The sequence below is a fragment of the Xanthobacter aminoxidans genome (genome assembly GCF_023571765.1).
In the GTDB taxonomy this organism is placed as follows: Bacteria; Pseudomonadota; Alphaproteobacteria; order Rhizobiales; family Xanthobacteraceae; genus Xanthobacter; species Xanthobacter aminoxidans.
Genome location: NZ_JAMJXC010000003.1, coordinates 116,965 through 141,523, shown reverse-complemented (window position 1 = coordinate 141,523; position 24,559 = coordinate 116,965). Strand labels below are relative to the sequence as shown.

The 24,559-nt window shown below is 68.7% G+C and carries 19 protein-coding genes; 1 reads left to right on the top strand and 18 read right to left on the bottom strand.

The window, feature by feature from the left end:
- Positions 1-6: 6 nt before the first annotated feature.
- The 18 genes from EJ105_RS06100 to EJ105_RS06015 all read right to left on the bottom strand — a co-directional run bounded on the left by EJ105_RS06100 (position 7) and on the right by EJ105_RS06015 (position 22,622).
- Complete coding sequence (locus EJ105_RS06100; protein WP_250165634.1) at positions 7-1,677, bottom strand: ribonuclease J; 1,671 nt, start codon at positions 1,675-1,677, stop codon at positions 7-9.
- Positions 1,678-1,888: 211 nt separating this feature from the next.
- Entirely contained in the window at positions 1,889-2,656 is a 768-nt protein-coding gene (locus tag EJ105_RS06095) for a biotin--[acetyl-CoA-carboxylase] ligase (RefSeq protein ID WP_168458145.1), read from the bottom strand.
- A gap of 3 nt (positions 2,657-2,659) precedes the next feature.
- Complete coding sequence (gene nuoN, locus EJ105_RS06090; RefSeq protein ID WP_250165633.1) at positions 2,660-4,090, bottom strand: NADH-quinone oxidoreductase subunit NuoN; 1,431 nt, start codon at positions 4,088-4,090, stop codon at positions 2,660-2,662.
- Positions 4,091-4,106: 16 nt separating this feature from the next.
- Complete coding sequence (locus EJ105_RS06085; RefSeq protein WP_029558855.1) at positions 4,107-5,618, bottom strand: NADH-quinone oxidoreductase subunit M; 1,512 nt, start codon at positions 5,616-5,618, stop codon at positions 4,107-4,109.
- Between the two features lie 2 nt (positions 5,619-5,620).
- The gene (nuoL, locus tag EJ105_RS06080; RefSeq protein WP_250165632.1) at positions 5,621-7,546 is read right to left on the bottom strand and encodes an NADH-quinone oxidoreductase subunit L; all 1,926 of its coding nucleotides are present in this window, start codon (positions 7,544-7,546) and stop codon (positions 5,621-5,623) included.
- A 4-nt stretch (positions 7,547-7,550) separates the two neighbouring features.
- Positions 7,551-7,859: an NADH-quinone oxidoreductase subunit NuoK gene (gene nuoK, locus EJ105_RS06075; protein ID WP_024278575.1), complete on the bottom strand. Its 309-nt coding sequence runs from the start codon at positions 7,857-7,859 to the stop codon at positions 7,551-7,553.
- An 11-nt stretch (positions 7,860-7,870) separates the two neighbouring features.
- Positions 7,871-8,479 carry an NADH-quinone oxidoreductase subunit J gene (locus tag EJ105_RS06070; RefSeq protein ID WP_029558857.1) on the bottom strand — a complete coding sequence of 203 codons (609 nt, stop codon included), beginning with the start codon at positions 8,477-8,479 and terminating at the stop codon, positions 7,871-7,873.
- Positions 8,480-8,675: 196 nt separating this feature from the next.
- Positions 8,676-9,164, bottom strand: coding sequence for an NADH-quinone oxidoreductase subunit NuoI (gene nuoI / locus EJ105_RS06065; protein ID WP_024278573.1), 489 nt, complete (start codon positions 9,162-9,164; stop codon positions 8,676-8,678).
- A 43-nt stretch (positions 9,165-9,207) separates the two neighbouring features.
- Positions 9,208-10,227: an NADH-quinone oxidoreductase subunit NuoH gene (nuoH, locus tag EJ105_RS06060; protein ID WP_024278572.1), complete on the bottom strand. Its 1,020-nt coding sequence runs from the start codon at positions 10,225-10,227 to the stop codon at positions 9,208-9,210.
- Between the two features lie 50 nt (positions 10,228-10,277).
- Positions 10,278-12,356 carry an NADH-quinone oxidoreductase subunit NuoG gene (gene nuoG / locus EJ105_RS06055; protein WP_250165631.1) on the bottom strand — a complete coding sequence of 693 codons (2,079 nt, stop codon included), beginning with the start codon at positions 12,354-12,356 and terminating at the stop codon, positions 10,278-10,280.
- 117 nt (positions 12,357-12,473) lie between these two features.
- Positions 12,474-13,778 carry an NADH-quinone oxidoreductase subunit NuoF gene (gene nuoF, locus EJ105_RS06050; RefSeq protein WP_250165630.1) on the bottom strand — a complete coding sequence of 435 codons (1,305 nt, stop codon included), beginning with the start codon at positions 13,776-13,778 and terminating at the stop codon, positions 12,474-12,476.
- Positions 13,779-13,783: 5 nt separating this feature from the next.
- Complete coding sequence (gene nuoE, locus EJ105_RS06045; RefSeq protein WP_024278569.1) at positions 13,784-14,473, bottom strand: NADH-quinone oxidoreductase subunit NuoE; 690 nt, start codon at positions 14,471-14,473, stop codon at positions 13,784-13,786.
- 74 nt (positions 14,474-14,547) lie between these two features.
- Positions 14,548-15,735, bottom strand: a complete 1,188-nt coding sequence (locus EJ105_RS06040; protein WP_029558862.1) for an NADH-quinone oxidoreductase subunit D — start codon at positions 15,733-15,735, stop codon at positions 14,548-14,550.
- A 32-nt stretch (positions 15,736-15,767) separates the two neighbouring features.
- Positions 15,768-16,397 (bottom strand): NADH-quinone oxidoreductase subunit C, encoded by a 630-nt coding sequence (locus tag EJ105_RS06035; protein WP_024278567.1) that lies wholly within the window; start codon positions 16,395-16,397, stop codon positions 15,768-15,770.
- 15 nt (positions 16,398-16,412) lie between these two features.
- Positions 16,413-16,997: a NuoB/complex I 20 kDa subunit family protein gene (locus EJ105_RS06030; RefSeq protein WP_024278566.1), complete on the bottom strand. Its 585-nt coding sequence runs from the start codon at positions 16,995-16,997 to the stop codon at positions 16,413-16,415.
- The gene (locus tag EJ105_RS06025; protein ID WP_024278565.1) at positions 16,988-17,353 is read right to left on the bottom strand and encodes an NADH-quinone oxidoreductase subunit A; all 366 of its coding nucleotides are present in this window, start codon (positions 17,351-17,353) and stop codon (positions 16,988-16,990) included. Before EJ105_RS06025 ends, EJ105_RS06030 begins: the two co-directional genes overlap by 10 nt.
- 568 nt (positions 17,354-17,921) lie before the next feature.
- The gene (locus EJ105_RS06020) at positions 17,922-19,670 is read right to left on the bottom strand and encodes a DUF3300 domain-containing protein (RefSeq protein ID WP_250165629.1); all 1,749 of its coding nucleotides are present in this window, start codon (positions 19,668-19,670) and stop codon (positions 17,922-17,924) included.
- A 228-nt stretch (positions 19,671-19,898) separates the two neighbouring features.
- Positions 19,899-22,622: a hybrid sensor histidine kinase/response regulator gene (locus tag EJ105_RS06015; protein WP_250165628.1), complete on the bottom strand. Its 2,724-nt coding sequence runs from the start codon at positions 22,620-22,622 to the stop codon at positions 19,899-19,901.
- Between the two features lie 294 nt (positions 22,623-22,916).
- Here EJ105_RS06015 and EJ105_RS06010 point away from each other — a divergent pair, with 294 nt between their 5' ends.
- Complete coding sequence (locus EJ105_RS06010) at positions 22,917-24,491, top strand: flagellar biosynthetic protein FliO (protein ID WP_250165627.1); 1,575 nt, start codon at positions 22,917-22,919, stop codon at positions 24,489-24,491.
- The last annotated feature ends 68 nt before the right edge of the window (positions 24,492-24,559 follow it).

Genomic DNA, 24,559 nt, shown 5'->3' with positions numbered 1-24,559 from the left:
GAGAACTCACACCTCCAGCACGTGGACGTGGCAGACCGGCTTCTTGCCCCACACCGCATTGACCGCCGAGCGCACGGCCCGCTCCAGGCTCTCCGCCAGCGCCTCGGGATCGCGGCGGCGGGCCTTGGGCAGATTGTCGAGGGTGGCGACCACCGTGTCGAGCACGTGGTCGAGCATGTCCACGCCCCCCTCCCCGCGCTCCGGCACGCCGGTGATCTCGACGGAGGGGTCGCCGGCAAGGCCGCCCTGCTTGTTCACCGCGACGGCGATGGAGATGGCGCCCACGAAGCTCAGCTTGCGCCGCTCGGGAATGGCACGCGCGCCTTCGGCCAGCAGCAGGCGGCCGTCCTTGTAGAGGCGGCCGAAGGGCACGTCGTCCACCCGCTCGGCCGGGCCGGGCGCGAGGCGGATGACGTTGCCGTCGTAGCAGTTCAGCACCTCCGGCACGCCGAGACGGCGGGCGAGCAGAGCGTGCTCGTGCAGGTGCAGCGCCTCGCCATGCACCGGGATCGCCACCTGCGGGCGGATCATGCGGTACATCTCCTCCAGCTCGCCGCGCCGGGGATGGCCGGAGACGTGGACGAGGGCGGTGCGATCGGTGATGACCTCCACCCCGCGCTTGATGAGCGCGTTGACGATGTGGTTCACCACCTTCTCGTTGCCTGGAATGGTGCGCGAGGAGAACACCACCTGATCGCCGGGCGACAGGGCGATCTCGGGATGGTCGTCATCGGCGATGCGGCGCAGCGCGGCGCGCGGCTCGCCCTGGCTGCCGGTGAGGATGGCCACCACCCGCTCGCGCGGCAGATATCCGTAGGCGTCCGCGCCGCGAAAGGCGGGAATGCCGTCCAAGAGCCCCTGCTCGCGGGCGACGCCGATGACGCGCTCCAGCGCCCGGCCCACCAGCACCACCTCGCGGCCATTGGCATAGGCCGCCTCGGCGATGCCGCGGATGCGGGCCACGTTGGAGGAAAAGGTGGTGAAGGCGATGCGGTGCTTCGCCTTGGCGACGATGGCCTTCAGCGAGGCCGCCACGTCCGCCTCGGACGGAGAGATGCCGTCGCGGATGGCATTGGTGGAATCGCAGATGATGGCGCGCACGCCCTCATCGCCCAGCGCCTTCAGCCGCGCGATGTCGGTGGCCTCGCCCACGAGGGGCGTCGGGTCGAGCTTCCAGTCGCCGGTATGAACCACCAGCCCGGCCCTGGTGCGGATGGCGAGTGCATGGCTGTCGGGGATGGAGTGCGACACCGGCACGAATTCGACGCTGAACGGGCCGATCTGCACCGGCTGGCGCGCGCGCACCACCTCGATGGGCAGTTCGGAGGGGGCGCCCGGCTCCCCTGCCCGCTTCGCTTCCAGGAGGCCGGCGGTGAAGCGGGTGGTGTAGATGGGGCACTTGAGGCGCGGCCAGAGGTCCAGCACCGCGCCGATATGGTCCTCGTGACCATGGGTCAGCACGAGGCCGGCGATCTTCTTGCGCTCGGATTCCAGGAAGCGGATGTCGGGCAGCACAAGGTCGACGCCGGGCGCCTCATCCCCGGCGAAGCTCATGCCGAGGTCGACAATAAGCCATTCCCGCGCCTTCTTCGGGCCGAAGCCGTAGAGGCCGAGGTTCATTCCGATCTCGCCCACGCCGCCGAGAGGCGCGAAGACCAGTTCTTCCGAGGGTGCCATCAAAGGGTCACTTCCAAACGCGGCGCCCGCAATGCCGGCTGCCCCGGAGCGCGTCTGCCCCGGGACGCACCGACAGCGCGTGGCGCGCCAAACACAAACAGCCCCACGGCGCGGGGCTCATGAAAAGGCGGGCGGCCGCATGATGGAGGCGCGCCGCCGCAATGCAAGCCTTCAGCACGCGCGCGCGACGATACGCACGTGTGCGGGCAAGTCAGTCCGGCTTGCCGAGGGAGACATCGCCCGCGGTGATGATCTCGGCCACGCCGTCGCGACGCCGCAGCATCATGGCGCCGCGGGTGTCGATATTCTCGAAGCGGCCCACCACCTCGCGCTCGCCGATCTTGACGCTCACCTGATCGCCCATGCCCAGGGCATGGCGCATCCAGTCGGAGCGGATGGCGGGAAAGCCGGCGCCGGCGTTCCACTGGTTGAGGCGAACCGCCATGGCGAGGTCCAGCGCTTCCAGCATCCGGTCGGGCGCGGTGGGCGCGCCCAGCGCCTCAAGGCTGGTCGCCTTGTAGGGCAGGTCCTCGGGATGGTGCAGGCAGTTGACGCCGAAGCCGATGACCGCGGCGGGGCGGCCGTGCGGATCGGTGCCACCCTCCACCAGGATGCCGGCCACCTTGCCGCCGTCGATCAGGAGGTCGTTCGGCCACTTGAGCTTCATGTTGTCCGTCGCGATCTGCGGCGCGGCGGAGATCACCGCGTCCCGCAGCGCAAGGCCGGCGACGAAGCAGAGCTGTGCAAGGTTCGCCACAGGCGCCGGATTGGGCAGCACGAGGGTGGCAAAGAGATTGCCGAGCTCAGACGTCCACGGACGGCCACGGCGTCCTCGCCCGGCCGTCTGGATGTCGGCGACCAGCCACACCGGGAAGGTCTCGCCCCGCTGCAGGCGCGCCATCCCCTCGGCGTTGGTGGAGCCGATCTGGGTGAAGCGGACGATGGGAACCGTGGAACCCTGGAATTCGTAATGAGCCATCGTTCAGAAAAGCGAACGGGCGGCGACACTCGCTGCCTCAATGAGAGGAGCGGGATAGACGAAATAGAAGATGGTGAAAAGCCCGCTCACCGCCAGCACCGCCTTCAGCTCGGTCGGCATGGGGTCGAAGGCGTCCACCGGCTCGTCGAAATACATGATCTTGACGACGCGCAGGTAGTAGAAGGCGCCCACGACGGAGGCGAGCACGCCCACCACGGAGAGGCCATAGAGGCCCGCCTGGATGGCGGCGACGAAGACGTAGTACTTGGCGAGGAAGCCCGCGAGCGGCGGGATGCCGGCCAGCGAGAACATGAGCGCGCCCAGCATCAGCGCCATCAGCGGATTGCGGCGGGCAAGGCCGGCGAGATCATCCACCGTCTCCACCGCCTGACCCTTGCGGCGCATGGTGAGCACGCAGGCGAAGGTGCCGAGCGTCATCATCAGGTAGATGGCCATGTACAACAGCACGCCGCGCACACCCTCGGCGGTGCCGGCGGCGAGGCCTACGAGGGCGAAGCCCATGTGGCCGATGGAGGAGTAGGCGAGCAGTCGCTTGATGTTGCGCTGGCCGATGGCGGCGAAGGCGCCGAGCACCATGGAGGCGAGCGAGACGAAGGCGACGATCTGCTGCCACTGATGCGAGACGTGCGGGAACGCCTCGATCAGCACGCGCACGAAGATGGCCATGCCGGCGACCTTCGGGGCGGAGGCGAAGAAGGCGGTGACAGGCGTGGGCGCGCCTTCATAGACGTCCGGCGTCCACATGTGGAAGGGCACCGCCGACACCTTGAAGCACAGGCCCGCCACCAGGAAGACGAGGCCGAAGATGAGGCCGATGCTCGGCTCCTTCGCGATCGACGCGATCTGCAGGAAATTCACCGAGCCGGTGAAGCCGTAGATCAGCGAGGCGCCGTAGAGCAGCATGCCCGAGGAGAGCGCGCCGAGGACGAAATACTTCAGGCCCGCCTCGGTGGAGCGCACCGAGTCGCGGTTGATGGCGGCCACCACATAGAGCGAGAGGCTCATCAGCTCGAGGCCGAGATAGAGGGCGATGAGGTCGCCGGCCGACACCAGCATGAACATGCCGAGCGTGGCGATCACCACCAGCACCGCATATTCGAACTTCGCCTGCTTCTCCCGTGCCTGCCAGTCCACCGACATGATGAGGGAGACCAGCGCGCCGATGGAGACCAGCACCTTCATGAAGCGGCCGAAGGGATCGATCACCAGGGAGCCGTTGAAGGCCGAGATTTCGGCGCCCGGCTGAAGCAGCACCAGCACGCCCGCCGCGGCGAGCACCGCGATGGCAAGGCCCGTGACCAGATTGGCCGAGCCCTCCCCGCGGAACGCGCCGATGAGGATCAGCGCGATGGCCGAGACGGCGAGCACCAGTTCCGGCAGGACCGCGCCGAGGGGAGGCAGGAGCTGCGACATGAGGCGTCCTCGAAAATCAGAAGCTCAGCAGCAGGGCGGTCTTCACCGCGCCGGCCACGGAATCGGTGCGCGCGACGACCGCGTTCACCGCATGGGATGTCATGTTGAGGATGGGCGCGGGCCACACGCCGAACAGGATGGTGAGGATCACCAGCGGGACCATGATGGCGATCTCGCGGGGCGAGAGATCCATCATGGACTTCAGCTTCTCCTTCTCCAGCGGGCCGAACACCACGCGCCAGTAGAGCCACAGGGCGTAGGCCGCGGAGAGGATGACACCGGTGGCCGCGAAGAAGGCGACCCAGGTGTTGCGCTCGAAGGCGGCGAGCATGGTGAGGAACTCGCCGATGAAGCCCGACGTGCCCGGCAGGCCCACATTCGCCATGGTGAACACCATCAGCACCGTCGCGTAGAGCGGCATGCGCTTCACGAGGCCGCCATAGGCGGCGATCTCGCGGGTGTGCAGCCGGTCGTAGATCACGCCGACACACAGGAACAGCGCGGCCGAGACGAAGCCGTGGGAGATCATGAGGAACATGGCGCCCTGCAGGCCCGCCTCGTTCATCGCGAAGATGCCCATGGTCACAAAGCCCATGTGGGCGATGGACGAGTAGGCGATCAGCTTCTTGATGTCCTCCTGCACCAGCGCGACGAGCGAGGTGTAGATGATGGCCACCACGGAAAGGGTGAACACCAGAGGCGCGAAATAGTGGCTCGCCTCCGGGAACATGGGCAGCGAGAAGCGCAGGAAGCCGTAGCCGCCCATCTTCAGGAGCACGCCGGCCAGGATGACGGAGCCGGCGGTGGGTGCCTCCACGTGCGCGTCGGGCAGCCAGGTGTGCACCGGCCACATGGGCATCTTCACCGCGAAGGAGGCGAAGAAGGCCAACCAGAGCCAGTACTGCATGCCCGACGGGAAGCCGAACTGCATCAGGGTGGGCACGTCGGTGGTGCCGGCCTTCCAGTACATGGCCATGATGGCGAGCATCATCAGCACGGAGCCGGCCAGCGTGTAGAGGAAGAACTTGAAGGCCGCGTAGATGCGGCGCGGCCCGCCCCACACGCCGATGATGAGGAACATCGGGATGAGGCCGCCCTCGAAGAAGAAGTAGAAGAGGACGAGGTCGAGGGCCGTGAAGGTGCCGAGCATCATGGTCTCGAGCACCAGGAAGGCGATCATGTATTCCTTCACCCGCTTATGCACGCTCTCCCAGGAGGCGAGGATGCAGAAGGGCATGAGGAAGGTGGTGAGGATGACGAAGGGCAGCGAGATGCCGTCCACGCCCATGTGGTAGGAGGCGAGATCGCCGAGCCACGCCTTCTTTTCTACGAACTGGAAGCCGGGAGCCGAGGCGTCGAAGCCCGGCAGCAGCAGCAGCGACACCAGGAAGGTGACGAGCGTGGTCCACAGCGCCACCCAGCGGGCGTTGCGCGCGGAGACGTCGTCGTCGCCCCGCACCACGAGGATGAAGAGCGCCCCGACCAGCGGCAGGAAGGTGACGACGGAGAGGATGGGCCAGTCGGTCATCGTCACACTCCGGCGAACATGAACCAAGTGATGAGGGCCGCGACGCCGATCAGCATCACGAAGGCGTAGTGGTAGAGGTAGCCGGTCTGCAGCCGCACCACCCCGCGGGTGATGTCAAGCACGCGGGCGGAGACACCATCCGGTCCCAGCCCATCGATGATGGTGCCGTCACCGCGCTTCCACAGAGTGCGGCCGAGCCAGAGGGCCGGGCGCACAAAGAGGAAGTTGTAGATCTCGTCGAAGTACCACTTGTTCAGGAGGAACTGATACAGCGCGTCCTGCGACTTCGCGAGGGCCGGCGGGATCTTCGGGTTCACGAGATAGAACCAGATGGCGATCAGCGATCCCACCACCATCATCACCGTGGGGGCGAAGGCCGCCCAGCCGGGGATGTCATGCATGGCGTGGAGAATGTGGTTCTCCGCGCCCATGAAGATGGAATGGCGGAAGAAGTCGTGCACGCCCTCGCCCACGAAGATGCCGTGGAAGGCCCAGCCGGCAAAGATCGCGCCGAGGGACAGCACGCCGAGGGGGATGGTCATCACCAGCGGGCTTTCGTGCGCGGCCTCATAGTGGTGATGGTCGTGCGGGTGACCCCAGAAGGTGAGGAAGATGAGGCGCCAGGAATAGAAGGCGGTGAGCGCCGCGGCGATCACGGTCATCCAGTAGCCGTAGGTGCGGAAGTAGTTGTGGCTCGCATAGGCCGCCTCGATGATGGCGTCCTTCGAGTAATAGCCGGCGAGGAACGGGAAGCCGGTGATGGCCAGCGTGCCGATCACCATGGTCCAGTAGGTGTAGGGGATCTTCTTCCGAAGGCCGCCCATGTGCCGCATGTCCTGCTCGTGGTGCATGGCGTGGATGACCGAGCCGGCACCGAGGAAGAGCAGCGCCTTGAAGAAGGCGTGCGTAAGCAGGTGGAACATGCCGATGGAATAGGCGCCCGCGCCCATCGCCACGAACATGTAGCCGAGCTGGGAACAGGTGGAGTAGGCGATCACCTTCTTGATGTCGTTCTGCACCAGACCGACCGTGGCGGCGAAGAAGGCGGTGGTCGCGCCCACCAGCATCACCACGTTGAGCGCGGTCTGCGACAGCTCGAAGATGGGCGACATGCGCGCCACCATGAACACGCCGGCGGTCACCATGGTGGCGGCGTGGATGAGGGCCGAGACCGGGGTCGGGCCTTCCATCGCGTCCGGCAGCCAGGTGTGCAGCAGGAACTGGGCCGACTTGCCGCACGCGCCGACGAACAGCAGCAGGGCGATCACGGTCGGCGCATCCCAGTGGTGGCCGAGGAAGGGAATGGTCTTGCCGGCAAGGCCCGGTGCGGCCGCGAACACCTGCTCGAAGCTCACCGAGTTGGTCATCACGAAGAGGGCGAAGATGCCCAGCATGAAGCCGAAGTCGCCCACGCGGTTCACCACGAAGGCCTTCATGGCCGCCGCGTTCGCCGAAGGCTTCTCGTACCAGAAGCCGATGAGCAGGTAGGAGGCGAGGCCCACGCCCTCCCAGCCGAAGAACAGCTGGAGCAGATTGTCCGCCGTCACCAGCATGAGCATGGCGAAGGTGAACAGCGAGAGATAGGCGAAGAAGCGCGGCCGGCTCGGGTCCTCGTGCATGTAGCCGATGGAGTAGAGATGGACCAGCGAGGACACGGTGGTGACGACGATCAGCATGATCACCGTCATGGTGTCGATGCGGAACGCCCAGTCGACCTTGAGGTCGCCCACGTAGATCCACTTCATCACCTGCACGCGCGTGTCGTGGTCGCCGAAGCCGACCGAGAAGAACGCGATCCATGAGAGCAGGCACGCGACGAACAGGAACGAGGTGGTCACCACCTCGCTGGCGCGGTCACCGATCTTCTTGCCGAACAGGCCGGCGATGAGGAAGCCGAGAAGGGGGAGGAAGACAATCGCCTGATACATGGCCTCAGCCCTTCATGGCGTTGATGTCCTCGACGGCGATCGAACCGCGGTTGCGGTAGAACACCACGAGGATGGCGAGGCCGATGGCCGCCTCGGCTGCGGCGACGGTGAGCACGAGCAGCGCGAACACCTGTCCCGTCAGGTTCCCGAGGAAGGCGGAGAACGAGACGAGGTTGATGTTCACGGCGAGCAGGATCAGCTCCACCGACATGAGGATGACGATGACGTTCTTCCGGTTGAGGAAGATGCCGAGCGTCCCGAGCGTGAACAGGATCGCCGCGACGGTCAGATAGTGGGAGAGACCGATGTCCATGCCCATCCCCCTCAGAGGCCCTGGCCGGGACGCACCTTCACCACCTCGATGGTGGAGGAGCGCGTCACCTGAGCCGTGATGTTCTGCCGGCGCACGTTCACCTTGTGGCGCAGCGTGAGCACGATGGCGCCGATCATGGCGACGAGCAGCACGAAGCCGGCGGCCTGGAAGAAGTAGATGTAGTCCGTGTAGAGCACGGCCGCGATGGCGCGCACGTTGCTCTCGGTGGCGATGCCGCCCGGCGCCGACTGCACCGCGGAGGCGACCCCGGGACCGGTCGCCCAGGCGCCGACCACCAGCACCAGCTCGGCGAGGAAGATCATGCCGACCACCACGCCCACCGGCAGGTATTGCAGGAAGCCCTGGCGCAGCTCCACGAAGTCCACGTCGAGCATCATCACGACGAAGAGGAAGAGCACCGCCACCGCGCCCACATAGACCACCACCAGGATCAGCGCGAGGAACTCGGCGCCGATGAGGATGAAGAGGCCCGCCGCGTTCACGAACGCGAGGATGAGGAACAGAACCGACTGCACCGGGTTGCGGGAGGAGATCACCATGAAGGCGGACGCCACCAGCACGAAGGCGAAGAGATAGAAAAACGCTGCCGCGACGCTCATGCGCGTAGCCCCCCTGCCCGCGGCGCGTCCGCGCCGGTCATGTCCGGCCCCGCAAGGCGGCCGGCCCCTCTGATGTCCTGACGCATCCCGAAAACCCGACGCATCCCGAAAGTCCGATCTATGGCGCCGCGCGCATGGCGCGTCGCCGGTCCCGTTTCAGAAGGCCGGCAGGATGCCGGCCGATGTCTCACGCCCCTCAGCGGTACGGCGCATCGAGCGCGATGGACCGCGCGATCTCGCGCTCCCACCGGTCGCCGTTCGCGAGCAGCTTTTCCTTGTCGTAGTAGAGTTCTTCGCGCGTCTCGGTGGCGAACTCGAAGTTCGGTCCCTCGACGATGGCATCCACCGGGCACGCCTCCTGGCAGAAGCCGCAATAGATGCACTTCACCATGTCGATGTCGTAACGCGTCGTGCGGCGCGTGCCGTCATTGCGGCGTGGGCCGGCCTCGATGGTGATGGCCTGCGCCGGGCAGATGGCCTCGCACAGCTTGCAGGCGATGCAGCGCTCTTCCCCATTGGGATAGCGGCGCAGGGCATGTTCGCCGCGGAAGCGCGGCGAGAGCGGGCCCTTCTCGAAAGGATAGTTCAGCGTCGCCTTGGGCTTGAAGAAGTAGCGCATGGCGAGGAAGAAGCCCGAGACGAGCTCGGTGAGAAAGATGGCGCGCGCGGCCTGATCGAGCTTCACAGGCGCTCTCCCCGAAGGCTGTGCGAAAGGGCGGAAGGAACGGTCATTGCGGCGCCGTCCCGGTGAAGTGCAGCACGCCCGCGACCACCACGACGGCGACGAGGGAGATCGGCAGGAACACCTTCCAGCCGAGCCGCATGAGCTGGTCGTAGCGATAGCGGGGCACCATGGCCTTGGCCATCGCGAACAGGAAGAACATGAAGCAGAGCTTGATGACGAACCACACCAGCCCCGGCACCCAGGTGAAGGGCGCGAACGGGATGGGCGAGAGCCAGCCGCCGAGGAACAGGATGGTTCCCATGGCGCACATGGTCATGATCGCCACGTACTCGCCGAGCATGAACAGCAGATAGGGCGTCGAGCCGTATTCGGTCATGAAGCCCGCCACCAGCTCCGATTCCGCTTCCACGAGGTCGAAGGGCGGGCGGTTCGTCTCGGCGAGCGCCGACACGAAGAAGATGACGAACATGGGCAGCAGCGGCAGCCAGTACCAGCCGAGGAAGCCGAAGCGGCCGTTCTGCGCCTCGACGATCTCGGAGAGGTTCAGCGAGCCCGCGCACATCAGCACGGTGATGATGACGAAGCCGATGGAGACTTCGTAGGACACCATCTGCGCCGCCGAACGGAGCGCGGCGAGGAAGGGATACTTCGAGTTCGAAGCCCAGCCGCCCATGATGATGCCGTACACGCCGAGCGACGAGATGGCGAAGATGTAGAGCACGCCGACGTTGAGATCGGCGATGACCCAGCCCTGCGCGATAGGCACCACCGCCCAGGCGGCGAGCGCCAGCACGCAGGTGACCAGCGGCGCGAGCAGGAAGATCGCCTTGTTGGAGCCCGACGGAATGGTCGGCTCCTTCAGCACGAACTTCAGAAGGTCGGCGAAGGACTGGAAGAGGCCGAACGGCCCCACCACGTTGGGGCCGCGGCGCAACTGCACCGCCGCCCAGATCTTGCGGTCCGCCAGCAGGATGAAGGCGATGAAGATCAACAGCGCCACGAGCAGAGCAAGGCTCTGCCCGAGGATGATGAGCACCTGGATGAGGGTGTCCTGCCAGTTCATGTCCGCGTTTCCGTGAAGCTCGCAGCCGTCCGGTTCACCGTGCCCATCGCCTACTCCGCCGCTTCCGCCGCCGCCGCAAGGCGCAGCGCGGAGCATTCGGCCATCACGGCGGAAGCCCGCGCGATGGGGTTGGTGAGGAAGAAGTCCTCGATCACCGGCGCGAACGCCGCCTTGTCCACGCTGCCGCCCACCCCCGCGAGGGTCGACACGGCGCCCGCGTCCGCCGCCGCCGCCTCGTCGATATGGCCGAGGTGGGGATAGCCGGAGACGAGCTGGGCGCGCAGCGCCTGCATGTTGTCGAACGGCAGCGTCTGGCCCAGCACCTCGGAGAGCGCCCGCAGGATCGCCCAATCCTCGCGCGCCTCGCCGGGCGGGAAGGCGGCGCGGTTGGCGAACTGCACCCGGCCTTCCGTGTTCACATAGATGCCGCTCTTCTCGGGATAGGCGGCACCGGGCAGGATCACGTCCGCCCGGTGGGCGCCGCGATCACCATGGGTGCCGAGATAGACGACGAAGGCGCCAGGGGCGACTTCAACCTCGTCCGCGCCCATCAGGAAGGTCACGTCCAGCGCGCCGGGGGCGGTCATTCCAGCCACGTCCAGCCCGCCGGGGCCGGGAACCGCGCCCACATCGAGGGCGCCGACGCGGGCCGCCGCCGTATGCAGCACGCCGAAGCCGTTCCAGCCATCCTTCACCGCGCCCACCGCCACCGCCACGCGAGCGGCCAGCGAGAGCACCGCCGCGCCGTCCGGCCGCGCCAGCGCGCCCTGGCCGACGATGACCAGCGGCCGCTCAGCCTTGCGCAGGATGTCCCCAAACGCGGAGGAGCCGGCGAGGTCGGCGAGGCTGTCGGGGCCGGCGCCGAGATAGTCATAGGCGTAGGTGAGATCCACCTTGGCGCCGATGAGGCCGATCTTCAGCCCGCCCTGGCGCCAGCGCTTGCGGATGCGCGCATTGATGACGGACGCCTCATGCCGGGGGTCGGTGCCCACGAGGAGGATGGCGTCGGCCTGCTCGATGCCGGCGATGGTGGGGTTGAACACATAAGTTGCGCGGCCGAGCGCCGGATCGAGCTTGGCACCATCCTGGCGCGCGTCGATGTTGGCGGAACCGAGCTTACCCATCAGCGTCTTGAGGGCGAACACCTCTTCCACGCTGGCGAGGTCGCCGATGATCGCTCCGATCTTCGTGGGGGCGGTGCCCTTCACCTTGGCGGCGATGGCGGCGAACGCCTCGCTCCAGGTGGCGGGCACGAGCCGGCCGTCCTTGCGCACATAGGGGCGATCCAGGCGCTGGACCTTCAGGCCGTCCCAGACATAACGGGACTTGTCGGAGATCCACTCCTCGTTCACCGCGTCGTTGTTGCGCGGCAGGAAACGCATGACCTCGCGGCCGCGGGTGTCGATGCGGATGTTGGAACCCACCGCGTCCATGACATCAATGGACTCGGTCTTGATCAGCTCCCACGGCCGGGCGTGGAACTGGTAGGGCTTGTGGGTCAGCGCCCCCACCGGGCAGAGATCCGCCACGTTGCCCTGCATCTCGGAGCGCATGGCGTGCTCAAGATAGGTGGTGATCTCCATGTCCTCGCCGCGGCCGATGGCGCCGAGGTCCGGCACGCCAGCCACTTCCGTGGAGAAGCGCACGCAGCGAGTGCACTGGATGCACCGGTTCATGGAGGTCTTGACCAGCGGGCCGATGTACTTGTCTTCGACGGCGCGCTTGTTCTCGGCGAAGCGCGAGGTATCCGCGCCATAGGCCATGGCCTGGTCCTGCAGGTCGCACTCGCCGCCCTGATCGCAGATCGGGCAATCCAGCGGGTGGTTGATGAGCAGGAACTCCATCACCCCTTCGCGCGCCTTCTTCACCATGGGGCTCTTGGTGAGCACCACGGGCGGCTCGCCGTTGGGGCCGGGGCGCAGGTCCTTCACCGCCATGGCGCAGGACGCCGTGGGCTTGGGCGGACCGCCCTTCACTTCCACAAGGCACATGCGGCAGTTGCCGGCGATGGACAGCCGCTCATGGAAGCAGAAGCGCGGAATCTCGACGCCCGCCGCCTCGCACGCCTGAAGCAGCGTGTATTCGGCAGGTACATCGACCTCGGTTCCGTCGACGACGATCTTCGCCATCACTTCCACCTCACCTTGAACCGCGCCGGGCGCGGCCGGAGCCGGACGCTCGGCGCCCGCTCCCTAGGACAACTCCCCTCCCCGCCCGTCGCGTCGGCGCGCCCGGCGGGGTGCTCTTCACTCCGCCGCCACCGGAACCACCGGTTCCGGATGCGGGTTGGCGGCATACTGGTCGATGCGCGCCTCGATCACATGACGATAATGCCGGATGAGGCCCTGCACCGGCCACGCGGCGGCATCGCCGAGCGCGCAGATGGTGTGGCCCTCGATCTGGGTGGTGACTTCCAGCAGCAGGTCGATTTCGCGCTTCTGGGCGCGGCCCTCGGCCATGCGGTTCACCACGCGCCACATCCAGCCGGTGCCCTCGCGGCACGGCGTGCACTGGCCGCAGCTCTCGTGCTTGAAGAAGGCCGAGATGCGGGCGATGGCCTTGATGATGTCGGTGGACTTGTCCATCACCAGCACGCCGGCCGTGCCGAAGGACGACTTCACTGCGCGGGTGCCGTCGAAGTCCATGATGAGGTCTTCGCACTGCTCGCCGGGGATCACCGGGCAGGACGCACCGCCGGGGATGATGCCGAGCAGGTTGTCCCAGCCGCCGCGGATGCCGCCGCCATGCTTCTCCACAAGCTCCTTGAAGGGGATGCTCATGGCCTCCTCGATCACGCAGGGCGTGTTCACGTGGCCGGCGAGGGAGAACAGCTTGGTGCCCACATTGTTGGGGCGGCCGATGGAGGAGAACCAGGCCGCGCCGCGCCGCAGGATGGTGGGCGCGACCGCGATGCTCTCCACGTTGTTGACCGTGGTGGGGCAGCCATAGAGGCCCATGTTCGCGGGGAACGGGGGCTTCAGGCGCGGCATGCCCTTCTTGCCCTCGAGGCTCTCCAGCAGCGCGGTTTCCTCGCCGCAGATATAGGCGCCGGCACCGTGGTGCACATAGAGGTCGAAGGGATAGCCGTGGACGTTGTCTTTGCCGATGAGGCGCGCCTCATAGGCCTGGTCCACCGCCGCCTGCAGGCGCTCGCGCTCGAAGATGTATTCGCCGCGGATGTAGATGTAGGCCGCGTGGGCGCCCATGGCGAAGGAGGCGATCAGGCAGCCCTCGATCAGCGTATGCGGATCGTTGCGCATGATCTCCCGGTCCTTGCAGGTGCCGGGCTCGGATTCGTCGGCGTTCACCACCAGATAGTGGGGGCGGCCATCGGACTGCTTGGGCATGAAGGACCACTTCATGCCGGTCGAGAAGCCGGCGCCGCCGCGACCGCGCAGGCCGGACGCCTTCATCTCGTTGATGATCCAGTCGCGGCCCTTTTCCAGGATGGCCTTGGTGCCGTCCCAGTTGCCGCGCTTGAGGGCGCCCTCAAGACCGAAGTCGTGGAAGCCGTAGAGATTGGTGAAGATGCGGTCCTTGTCGGCGAGCATGGGCGTCACTCCCCGGAAGTCGGCGCGGGCGCGCCGGATGTGGGGGCCTCGTCCGCGGGTGCCGCTTCCTGGCCGATCTTCACGTCGTGCGCATACAGCGCGGGATCGAGCAGCACACGCGGGCCGCCCTCGGGCTCCGAGCCCTTGCGCGAATTCTGCGGACCCACCTTCACCGGACGGCCGGCGGCGAGATCGTCGAGCAGCTTCTCGAAGTTCTCGGGGGTCAGGTCTTCGTAATAATCGTCGTTGATCTGCACCATAGGCGCATTGGTGCAGGCACCGAGGCATTCCACCTCAAGCCAGGAAAAGGTGCCGTCGGCGGAAACATGCCGCTCGTGGCCGATCTTCTTCTCGCAGACATGCCTGATGGCTTCCGCGCCGCGCAGCATGCAGGGCGTGGTGCCGCACAGCTGAACGAAATACTTCCCCACCGGCTCAAGGTTGAACATGGTGTAGAAGGTGGCGATCTCCAGCACGCGAATGTTCGCCATGCCGAGGCGCTCGGCGACCGCGCGGATCGCGGGCTCGGGCAGCCAGCCGCCGGCGGCCTTCTGGGTTTCCCACAGCAAGGGCACCACGGCGCTGGCCTGCCGGCCTTCCGGATACTTGGCGATCAGCTTCTGCGCGATGGCCTCCAGCTCCGGCGTGAAGCTGAAGCTCTCGGGCTGCTCGGCGGCGAGGCGGCGGACGGACATGGTTCAGATCCCGGAAGAAGCCGCGCGCGGGCCGCGCGCAAGCATCGGGCAAAGGGCGAGAGGAAGGCGGGCCATCAGCGGTCCACCTCCCCGAACACGATGTCGAGCGAGCCGAGCACCGCGGAGACGTCGGCCAGCATGTGGCCGCGATTGAGGAAGTCCATCGCCTGAAGGTGCGCGAAGCCCGGAGCGCGGATCTTGCAACGGTACGGCTTGTTGGTGCCGTCCGAGACGAGATAGACGCCGAACTCGCCCTTGGGCGCTTCCACCGCGGCATACACGTCGCCTTCCGGCACGTGGAAGCCCTCGGTATAGAGCTTGAAGTGGTGGATGAGCGCTTCCATGGAGCGCTTCATCTCGGCCCGCTTCGGCGGCGCGACCTTGTGGTCCTGGGTGTGGACCGGGCCGCTCTCCTTCAGCAGGCGCTCGACGCACTGCTTCATGATGGCGGTGGACTGGCGCATCTCCTCCATGCGGACGAGATAGCGGTCGTAGCAGTCGCCGTGCTTGCCCACCGGAATGTCGAAATCGAGTTCCGAGTAGCACTCGTAGGGCTGCGCGCGGCGCAGGTCCCACGCCGCGCCGGAGCCGCGCAGCACCGGGCCGGAGAAGCCCCAGGACAGCGCCTCGTCCACCGAGACGATACCGATGTCCACGGTGCGCTGCTTGAAGATGCGGTTGTTGGTGACGAGGGCGTCGAGGTCCGCCACCAGCTTCAGGAACGGGTCGCAGAAGGCGCCGATGTCTTCCACCAGAGCGCGCGGCAGGTCCTGATGGACGCCGCCGGGCCGGAAGAAGGCGGCATGCATGCGGCTGCCGGAGGCGCGCTCATAGAAGATCATGAGCTTCTCGCGCTCCTCGAAGCCCCACAGCGGCGGGGTCAGCGCGCCCACGTCCATGGCGAACGTGGTCACGTTGAGGAGGTGGGAAAGCAGACGCCCGATCTCGGAATAGAGCACGCGGATGAGCTGGCCGCGCTTGGGCACCTCGATGCCCAGCAACTTCTCCACCGCGAGGCAGTAGGCGTGCTCCTGGTTCATCGGCGCGCAATAGTCGAGCCGGTCGAAATAGGGCACGGCCTGAAGATAGGTCTTGGCCTCGATCAGCTTCTCGGTGCCGCGGTGCAGCAGGCCGATGTGCGGGTCCACCCGCTCCACCACCTCGCCGTCCAGCTCCAGCACAAGGCGCAGCACGCCGTGCGCCGCAGGATGCTGCGGGCCGAAATTGATCTGGAAGTTGCGGACCTTGTCCGCGGGCTTCATCTCGTCGGCGACATCAACCATGAGACGCTCCCTCACCCGGCCTTGGGCGGCGCGGGCGGCTGGCCCGAGGCCTTCTCGTCACCGGGCAGGACGTATTCGACGCCCTCCCACGGCGAGAGGAAGTCGAAGTTCCGGAACTCCTGCGGCAGGCGGACCGGCTCGTAGACAACGCGCTTCTGGGCGTCGTCGTAGCGCACCTCCACGAAGCCCGTGGTCGGGAAGTCCTTGCGCAGGGGGTGGCCGTCGAAGCCGTAGTCCGTCAGCAGGCGGCGCAGCTCCGGGTGGCCGGTGAACAGGATGCCGTACATGTCGTAGGCCTCCCGCTCGAACCAGTTGGCCCCGGGGAAGACACCGGTGATGGAGGGCACCGGGGTGTCCTCGTCGGTGGCCACCTTGAGGCGGATGCGCGCGTTCTGCTTCACGGAGAGCAGGTGATAGACCACGTCGAACCGCTTCTCGCGGGCCGGATAGTCCACGCCGCACACGTCCACGATGCAGGTGAACTGGCAGGCCGGGTCATCCCGGAGGAAAGTCACGGCCTTGACGATCTGCGACGGCTCGATGAAGAGCGCCAGCTCGCCATAGGCGATCTCGGTGCCGGTCACCACGCCCGGCAGGGCGCCCGATACGTGGGCGGCGAGGTCGTTGAGGGTCTCGTCCATCACACCGGCTCCCGATCAGCGCTCGATGGTGCCGATGCGGCGGATCTTCTTCTGCAGCAGCAGGATGCCGTAGAGCAGCGCCTCCGCGGTGGGCGGGCAGCCCGGCACGTAGATGTCCACCGGCACGATGCGATCGCAGCCGCGCACCACCGAATAGGAGAAGTGGTAGTAGCCGCCGCCATTGGCGCAGGAGCCCATGGAGATGACGTAGCGCGGCTCCGGCATCTGGTCGTAGACCTTGCGCAGGGCCGGGGCCATCTTGTTGGTCAGCGTGCCGGCGACGATCATCACGTCCGACTGGCGTGGCGAGGCGCGCGGCGCGAAGCCGAAGCGCTCCACGTCGTAGCGCGGCATGGAGGCCTGCATCATCTCCACCGCGCAGCAGGCGAGACCGAAGGTCATCCACATGAGCGAGCCGGTGCGCGCCCAGGTGATGAGGTCGTCGGCGGTGGTGAGGAGGAAGCCCTTGTCCGCCAGTTCGTTGTTGATCTCCTTGAAGAAGGGATCATCAGCGCCGACGGGACGGCCGGTGGAGGGATCGACGATGCCGGTGGAGGCGCGTGCGATCTCGGGCTTGGTGGCCGAAGGGGTCAGTCCCATTCCAGAGCTCCCTTGCGCCATTCGTAGATGAACCCGACGGTGAGCACGCCGAGGAAGATCATCATCGACCAGAAGCCGAGGTCGCCGAGGCCACCGAAGCTGATCGCCCACGGGAAGAGGAAGGCGACCTCGAGGTCGAAGATGATGAAGAGGATGGACACCAGATAGAAGCGCACGTCGAACGTCATGCGCGCGTCGTCGAATGCGTTGAAGCCGCACTCGTACGCGGACAGCTTCTCCGGGTCGGGATTCTGGTAGGCGACGATGAAGGGCGACACCAGCAGGGCCAGGCCGATCACCGCGGAAACGCCGATGAAGATCACCACCGGCAGATAGTCCATGAGCAACGCGTTCATCTTGCTCGCACCTCGGAGCGCTCGGTCGGTGCCGTGGGCAGCGCGCTTGGCTCACCCATCAGGGTCAAAAGGAGCTTGAAACGGCTGATCGCCTGAAGCGTTACCGCGCCGTCCGGCTAGAGAAGTTCGAAACGACGCGAGAGCCTTATCGCAGCGCCAGAAGGGAGGCAAGTGCGCGGATCGGCCAAGGTGTCATGCCTTTGGTAGCGGATCGCGGGTGTGCCCGGTGCAGCCCGTCCGCGACCGCCGCGCCGCCCCTTTCGCAGCGCCGCGAAAGCTGGGCCGGAGCCGGCTTGCGGTTCTCTCACGGGAGGTAGATCGGGAGGGCCTCAATTCTGTGCAAGATGCAGTTGCGGGCGACTGTTGCATCCGTGCGACACAATGCCGTGTGCATCTTCCAGCCTTCCCCGGCCCCGCGGAGCGGCGAAGGCCCCGGCCGCAGCCGCAGCCAATCCATCAGCCGGCCTCCCGGCGCGAGCGAGTCGCACCGGGCGCGACCGCAGTGCCGGGGCGAATCCGCCACGGCGATTCTGCGTGAGGTCGGTGCCGGGGCGTGCCCGGCACCGGTTCAGCGATGGGGACGTGCGCCGCCCGCGCGGCCACCGCCGCCGCCGACGCGTCCGCCGCCACCCTGGAGCTTGGCGCCACCGCCGCCACCGCTGCGGTACTGCTTCGGCGGCCCGGCCGGCCGGCCGGCGGGTTTCACGCTCGACTTGCCGCCGCCGCCCTTCTTGAGCTGCTGCGACCCGCCGGAGGGCTTGACCGGCTTTGCCGTGGTGGCCGCACCGCCCGGCTTGCCCGCACTGCCCGGCTTGCCGGCACCGCCGGCCCCACCGGGCTGTCCGGGAGCACCGGGTCCGCCCGGCTTGCCGGGAGCGCCGGGACCACCGGGGCCTCCTGGAGTGCCAGGTCCACCCGGCTTGCCCGGGCCGCCAGGACCACCGGGACCACCGGGACCACCCGGATAACCAGGACCGCCCGGCTTGGCGGGGCCACCGGGACCGCCAGGACCACCGGGATAGCCGGGACCACCCGGTCCGCCGGGCTTGCCGGGGCCACCAGGGCCCCCGGGATAACCGGGGCCACCCACGCCGCCGGGGCCGCCTGGATAGCCGGGCTTGCCGGGAAGGGGCTTGGCGGGATTCGGCTTCCACGGACCGACCGGGCCGCCGGGACCGCCAGGGCCGCCGGGATAACCGGGGCCACCCGGCTTGCCGGGATAGCCGGGACCGCCGGGCTTGCCCGGGTAGCCGGGATACCCCGGGCCTCCGGGATAGCCGGGAGGCGGCGGCCAGCCGGGATGGCCGGGACCACCGGGCCAGCCGCCCGGCGGGCGGGGCGGCGGCGGGCGCCAGCCGGGATAGCCCGGCCACGGCGGCGGATAGACCCAGCCGCGGCCCCAGTTCCACGGGTTGCTCCAGGCACTGCCCACGAGCACGCCGGCGCCGAAGGCCAGCAGGCCGACGCCAGCCGCGGTGTAGATGGTGGAGGAATCGTAGGTCGGCACATAGACCATCGTCGGGTCGGCCGAGGTGATGTAGACCACGTTCCGGCCGTCCTCCTGCCGGGTGGTCACGACCTGCTTGTCGTTACTCTTCAGCGAGCCGGCCGCCTCGGCCTTGGCGCGCAGGGCCTGGATGGCGACCGACACGTCCTCCGGCTGGCTGACGAAGGCGTAGCCGATGGACTGGGTGGCATCGAGGTTTTCATTCAGCTTGGCGACCACGGTGGGGAAGCGCGTCAGCGCCTTCACCGAGGGGTCCCACTTCTGCGCATCGGCGCCGGAGAAATCGCCCTTCTTCACCGCGCTCTTGTGGGAGTCCAGCCAGCGCTGTGCCTGCACCAGCTCCAGCGGATAGGCGGTGGCCGGCAGCATCTGCGCGAGCAGCGTGTCGGGATAGAGCGCATAGGGCGCGAGCAGGGTTTCCAGCTCGGCGAGGGTGTAGAGCGCGGACGCCGGCGGCGCATCGGCGGGGGGCGCCCCGGCCGGAACGACCGGCGCCGGCGCGACGCCCGCAGGAGCAACGCCAGCAGGAGCAACGCCAGCAGGCGCGATAGGTGCGGGCGCGGCCGGTGGCGGCGCGACGACCGTGGTGGCGGGCGGGGCCACAGGAGGCGCAACCGGCGGCGCAGCCTCGGGCGCCACTTGCGGCGCGGCCGCGGGCGGCGTCGTGGGTGGCGGGACCGGCGCCTGCGTTGCTGCCGCGCCGGTATCGGGCGCGCTTTGCTGGGCGAAGGCCGGATAGAGGCTCGTGGTCCAGCCGAAGGCCAGCGCCACGGCGATGCGGGACCAGCCCGCCAGCTCCCGGCGCCGCATGTTCGTGCGTCTTGGTGTCAAGTCAGGGTCCTCCCCCTCGCCGGCCAGCCCGACCGCAGATCGGGCGCGGGGGCCTGATCTGGCGACCGCCGGGCGGGCCGCGCCTTGACAATGCGCAAACGCGGCCCGCCCGTCTAGAGCGCGCCGCGCCTGATGAAGCGCCACCGCGAGGGGTGATATCCCTTCTCTCTCATTACGTTAGAGAAAGGCCGCGCCCGGCGGGCGGGTTCAGGCGCGCAGGGTCTCGCTCACGGCGGCCACCAGCTGCTTCAGCGAGAAGGGCTTGGGCAGGAAGGAGAAGTGCTCGCTCGGCGGCAGGTTGCGGGCGAACGCCTCCTCGGCATAGCCGGAAATGAAGATCACCTTCAGCCCCGGCTCAAGGCTGCGCAATTCCCGCAGCAGGGTCGGGCCGTCCATCTCCGGCATCACCACGTCGGAGATGACGAGATCGACCTTGCCCTCGCGCTCGATCAGTTCCAGCGCCTCGACGCCGCTGGCGGCGGCCAGCACCTCGTAGCCGCGATTGGCCAGCGCCCTGCTGGCGAAGGCGCGCACCGCGTCCTCGTCCTCCACCAGCAGCACGCGACGGCCCTGCCCCGTGGTGTCGCCGGCCTTCGGCTCCGGCTCGGCGGGCCTCGGGGCCTCCTCCGGCTCGATGCCCGCGAGATGGCGGGGCAGGAACACGCGGAAGGTGGTGCCGTGGCCCATCTCGCTGTCGGCGAGGATGGTGCCGCCGGTCTGCTGCACGATGCCGTACACGGTGGAGAGGCCGAGCCCGGTGCCCTTGCCCACCTCCTTGGTGGAGAAGAAGGGCTCGAAGATCTTGTCCATGATGTCGGGCGGGATGCCGGTGCCGGTGTCCGCCACCTCCACCATCACATAATCGCCCTCCGGCAGGCCCTGCCCATAGGCGGCGCAGCCGGCGGCCGGCACATTGCCGGTGCGGATGGTCAGGGTGCCGCCGTCGGGCATGGCGTCGCGGGCATTGACCGCGAGGTTCACGATCACCTGCTCGAACTGGTTCACGTCCACCTTCACCGGCCACAGGTCGCGGGCGTGCTCCACGTCGAGGGTGATGCGCTCGCCGATCAGGCGGCGCAGCAAGGCGGCGGCATCCGAGATCACGTCGCCGAGCTCGATCACCTGCGGGCGCAGGGTCTGGCGGCGGGAGAAGGCGAGCAGCTGCCGCACGAGGCCGGCGGCGCGGTTCGCGTTCTGCTTGATCTGCATGATGTCCGGGAAGGACGGGTCGCTCGGCCGGTGCTTGGCCAGCAGCAGGTCGCAATAGCCGATGATGGCGGTGAGCACGTTATTGAAGTCGTGCGCCACGCCACCGGCGAGGTGCCCCACCGCCTGCAGCTTCTGCGACTGGGCGAACTGCACCTCCAGCGCCCGCTGCTCGGTCATGTCGATGGCGCAGAGCGCGATGTCGCCGCTCACATCGAGGGGCGCCGCATAGAAGCGGACGGAGCGGGCGCTGCCACCGGCCAGCGTCACGTCGCAAGGCGCGGGCGGCTCGCTGGCGCCAGCGGCAGCGGCGAGCAGCGCCTCGGTGCCCGAGGCGTCCGCCACCAGAGCGGTCAGCGGGCGGCCGGCGGCATCGCGGCCGAACAGGCGCTCGAATGCCGCATTGGCGGCGCGCACCCCGCCGGAACGATCCACCAGCGCCATGGCCAGCGGTGCCCGGCGGAAGAACAGGTCGCCGAGAACCTCAGTGCTGTCGCTCTGCGGGGCCTGGGGGGCCGTAGTCCGGGCGGAGGCGCCGAGGGCGCCTTCCACCGCGTCGAGCGGCAAGGCAACGGCGCCGGTGCCATCCGGAGCGGCGGCGATGCGCAGCAGGACGGGAAGCGCCGCGCCGTCCTTGCGCTTGAGCGAGGCGACCAGCGAGGCGCGGCCGCCATTGGCCTGCGCCGCGGCCAGCGCCGGCATGCTTTCCGGGGCGACGATGCGGCTGAGCGGCATGCCGTCCGGCCCCCAGTCGGCGAGGGCGTAGCCGAGCATGCGGCAGAAGGTGAGGTTGGGGTCCACCACCCGCCCGCCGACGATGCGCAGGAGGCCGGCCGGCAGTTCTTCCCATGATGCCACGAGGTCCGGACCGGCATAGCCCTCGGGGGCCGTCGGCGACGGTGCAGGCACCCGGGCTTCGGACACGGGAACAGGGGCGGCAACGGGAACCGGAGCGGCGACGGCCGGCGCGGGTGCCACCACCACCGGATCGGGCGGACGCACGGCGGGCGCGGCCGGCAGCGGCTTCGCCACGACCGGAGCCACAGGGAGAGGCGTGGCGGGGAGAGGCGCGGCGGAATGCGCCGCGGGAGCAGGCCCCGGCGCGGGAGCGAAGGCCGGCGCCGCCTCCGCCTCGGCGGTATCGACCATGCGCAGCGTCCACAGCACGCGCCGGGGGCCGCCCACGGGGTGCACCGAGACCTCGAGCTGCCGCCCGCGCGCTCCGCCCCCGAAGGGCATGGTGCTCAGGTGGGCCGTCGATCCGGCAACGGCGTTGAGCAGCTCGCCTACGATCGTCTGGCTACCGGGAATGCGGGAGAGGAAGCGCTCGGGCAGCGGCGGCTCGGCGGTGCCGCTACGGCACATGCGCAGATAGGCGGCGTTGGTCTCGACGATGCGCTCGCCATCCTCGACCACGGCCATGGCGTCGCCGGATGCCGCAAGGGCAATCGCGCCCAGCGGGTCCTCCGGCTCGACGCCCTTGAAGGCGCGGCGGGCGGCCAGGAACAGTTCCACCACCCCCACCACGGCGAGCGCCGCGATGATGGCCGAGGGCACGCCGCCCCCGTCCCGCCCGAGGATGGTCGCGCCCACGAAGCCACCGGCCAGCGCGAAGACGACGATGAAAAGCCGGGTGCCCAGCGGCCCCGCCCCGCGGCTTTTCCTGCGCCGGACGGCGGTTCCCTGGTCCTTCGTCTGGCGACCCCGCATGCGCTCTTTTACCATTCCGGCGATCCGTTCAGGCGATCTGCCGCCCTGATGCGTGCACCATTCGCACGGATTTAAGGGAGAGAATCGCCGGTGACTTAAATCCTGCCACGATTATCAACAAAACCTTAGGCCCTGAGGCTCACGATGCGCGACCGGCGCGGCTATTGGCGCGAGCGGGCGTCCAGGCATTTCGTGATATTGACGGCGTGAGGGTCCAAAGGGCATCGCGCGTTCCGGATGTGGATGCCGGAGGGAGGCAGCCGACGGGCCATGGCCCGGGGAGGCACCCGGTTCGAGTAAAGCGGAGGCATGATGCTACAGCAGTTGTTCGGTACCCAGCTCGCGTTTCCGATTCGGGTGGCCATCGCCGCCATCGTGATCGCCGCGCTGCTGGGCTTGACGGTGCTGGTGATGCGCCGCCTCGCCGGCCGCGCCGCCGGAGGCGACCGCCGCGGCCGGGCGGGTCCCCGCCTGTCCGTTCTCGACAGCGTTTCCGTGGATCAGCGCCGCCGCCTCGTGCTCGTGCGCCGGGACGAGGTGGAACACCTGCTGCTGGTCGGCGGCAACAGCGACCTCGTCATCGAGCAGAACATCGGCGCGACCGAGGCGGTGGAGACCGCACCCGCCGCCGTGCCGCCGCCGCGCGAGGCGCCGACCCTGCAGCGGCCCACGCCGCGCCGTTCCCTCTCCGCTACCCCCGCCGCGCCGGTGCTGGCCGCCGAGACCGCAGCCGCCAGCCTTCCGGCGCCTGAGCCCGTCGTCGCGGAAGCGCCTGCGTCTGAAACCCGCGAAGATCGCCGCTCCGCTCTGGCGCGCCGGCCGCTGATGCGCGGCGACGGCACCCTCTCCGGCCGTCCCGCGACGCGCGGGGCGGACGCCGCGCCCGAGCCCGCCGCCCCCAGGGAACCGGTCAAGGAGCCGGCGCGGGACGCCGTTCGGGTTGAGGCGCCGCGCCCCGACCAGGCGCGGCTCGACGCCTTGAAGGCCGAATTCGCCGCCAGCACGCCCAAGATCGACGCGCCCAAGATCGATGCCCCGCGCACCGAGCCGGCCCGCGCCGAGGCCGTGAAGATCGAGGCCCCCAAGATCGAGGCCCCCAAGGGGGAGGCATCGAGGACCGAGCCCGAGGACGCGCCCCCCGCGGTCAGCGAGGTCGCTGCGGAGCTGGAGGATCTCACCCACCGTCTTGACGCCGCCCTCGTCCACCCACAGCCGGCCGCCGCCGCGCCGCAGATCAGCCTTTCCGATCTCCTCGGCGACGAGCCCGCAGCGCCCGCCGAGCCGACCCCGGTCACGCCGACCGCCGCCCGACCCGAACCGGTGATCGAGCCCCCGCCGCCGCGCAGCGAAGGCCCGCTGACGCGCTTCCTGTCCCAGTCGCGCAACCGCTCGGCGGAGGCTCGCTCGACGGAGGCCCGCCCGGCAGAGGTGCGCCCCCGCCCCGACGTCACGCCGCGCACCGAGAGCCCCCGCATCGAGGCGCCTCTGCGCCCGCGCGAGTTCGCCTTCCGCCCGGCCGGGGAAAACCGTCCGCTGCCGACGCCGGAGCAGCCGCGCCGCGAGCCCCTCGCCTTGCGCAACGTGACCCGCGAAGACGCCTCCCTGCGGCCCGAGACGGCGAGCCCGCTGCTGCGCGCCCCGTCCCCGACGGTGACGCCGCCGGCGTCCGCGGAGGTCGCCGCTCCGGTGATCCATGCCCCGGCGCCGGCTCAATCAGCGCCTCACGCCTCGCCCTACGCGGCGCCGCCGGTGGCTGCTCCCCCGAGCGTGCCCCACGCCGAGGAGGCTCCCGCCGTCGAGCCGGAGGCGCCGCGCGATCCGCTGGACGATTTCGACGCCGAAATGGCGAACCTGCTCGGCCGCACCAACGCGCGCAGCCGCTGACCCTTCCGCCGGCTTCGGCCGGTCCCGGATGCAAGAAGGCCGGCGGGGCGATGGCTCCGCCGGCCTTC

Coding starts and splice junctions, on each gene's coding strand:
- EJ105_RS06015 (WP_250165628.1), bottom strand. CDS start 22,622: ATGGTAAAAGAGCGCATGCGGGGTCGCCAGACGAAGGACCAGGGAACC.
- EJ105_RS06070 (WP_029558857.1), bottom strand. CDS start 8,479: ATGAGCGTCGCGGCAGCGTTTTTCTATCTCTTCGCCTTCGTGCTGGTG.
- EJ105_RS06010 (WP_250165627.1), top strand. CDS start 22,917: ATGATGCTACAGCAGTTGTTCGGTACCCAGCTCGCGTTTCCGATTCGG.
- EJ105_RS06095 (WP_168458145.1), bottom strand. CDS start 2,656: ATGGCTCATTACGAATTCCAGGGTTCCACGGTTCCCATCGTCCGCTTC.
- nuoE (WP_024278569.1), bottom strand. CDS start 14,473: ATGTCCGTCCGCCGCCTCGCCGCCGAGCAGCCCGAGAGCTTCAGCTTC.
- EJ105_RS06035 (WP_024278567.1), bottom strand. CDS start 16,397: ATGGACGAGACCCTCAACGACCTCGCCGCCCACGTATCGGGCGCCCTG.
- EJ105_RS06100 (WP_250165634.1), bottom strand. CDS start 1,677: ATGGCACCCTCGGAAGAACTGGTCTTCGCGCCTCTCGGCGGCGTGGGC.
- nuoF (WP_250165630.1), bottom strand. CDS start 13,778: ATGCTCGCCGACAAGGACCGCATCTTCACCAATCTCTACGGCTTCCAC.
- EJ105_RS06025 (WP_024278565.1), bottom strand. CDS start 17,353: ATGAACGCGTTGCTCATGGACTATCTGCCGGTGGTGATCTTCATCGGC.
- EJ105_RS06030 (WP_024278566.1), bottom strand. CDS start 16,997: ATGGGACTGACCCCTTCGGCCACCAAGCCCGAGATCGCACGCGCCTCC.
- EJ105_RS06020 (WP_250165629.1), bottom strand. CDS start 19,670: ATGCGGCGCCGGGAGCTGGCGGGCTGGTCCCGCATCGCCGTGGCGCTG.
- nuoH (WP_024278572.1), bottom strand. CDS start 10,227: ATGAACTGGCAGGACACCCTCATCCAGGTGCTCATCATCCTCGGGCAG.
- EJ105_RS06040 (WP_029558862.1), bottom strand. CDS start 15,735: ATGAAGCCCGCGGACAAGGTCCGCAACTTCCAGATCAATTTCGGCCCG.
- nuoK (WP_024278575.1), bottom strand. CDS start 7,859: ATGGACATCGGTCTCTCCCACTATCTGACCGTCGCGGCGATCCTGTTC.
- nuoN (WP_250165633.1), bottom strand. CDS start 4,090: ATGTCGCAGCTCCTGCCTCCCCTCGGCGCGGTCCTGCCGGAACTGGTG.
- nuoL (WP_250165632.1), bottom strand. CDS start 7,546: ATGTATCAGGCGATTGTCTTCCTCCCCCTTCTCGGCTTCCTCATCGCC.
- EJ105_RS06085 (WP_029558855.1), bottom strand. CDS start 5,618: ATGACCGACTGGCCCATCCTCTCCGTCGTCACCTTCCTGCCGCTGGTC.
- nuoG (WP_250165631.1), bottom strand. CDS start 12,356: ATGGCGAAGATCGTCGTCGACGGAACCGAGGTCGATGTACCTGCCGAA.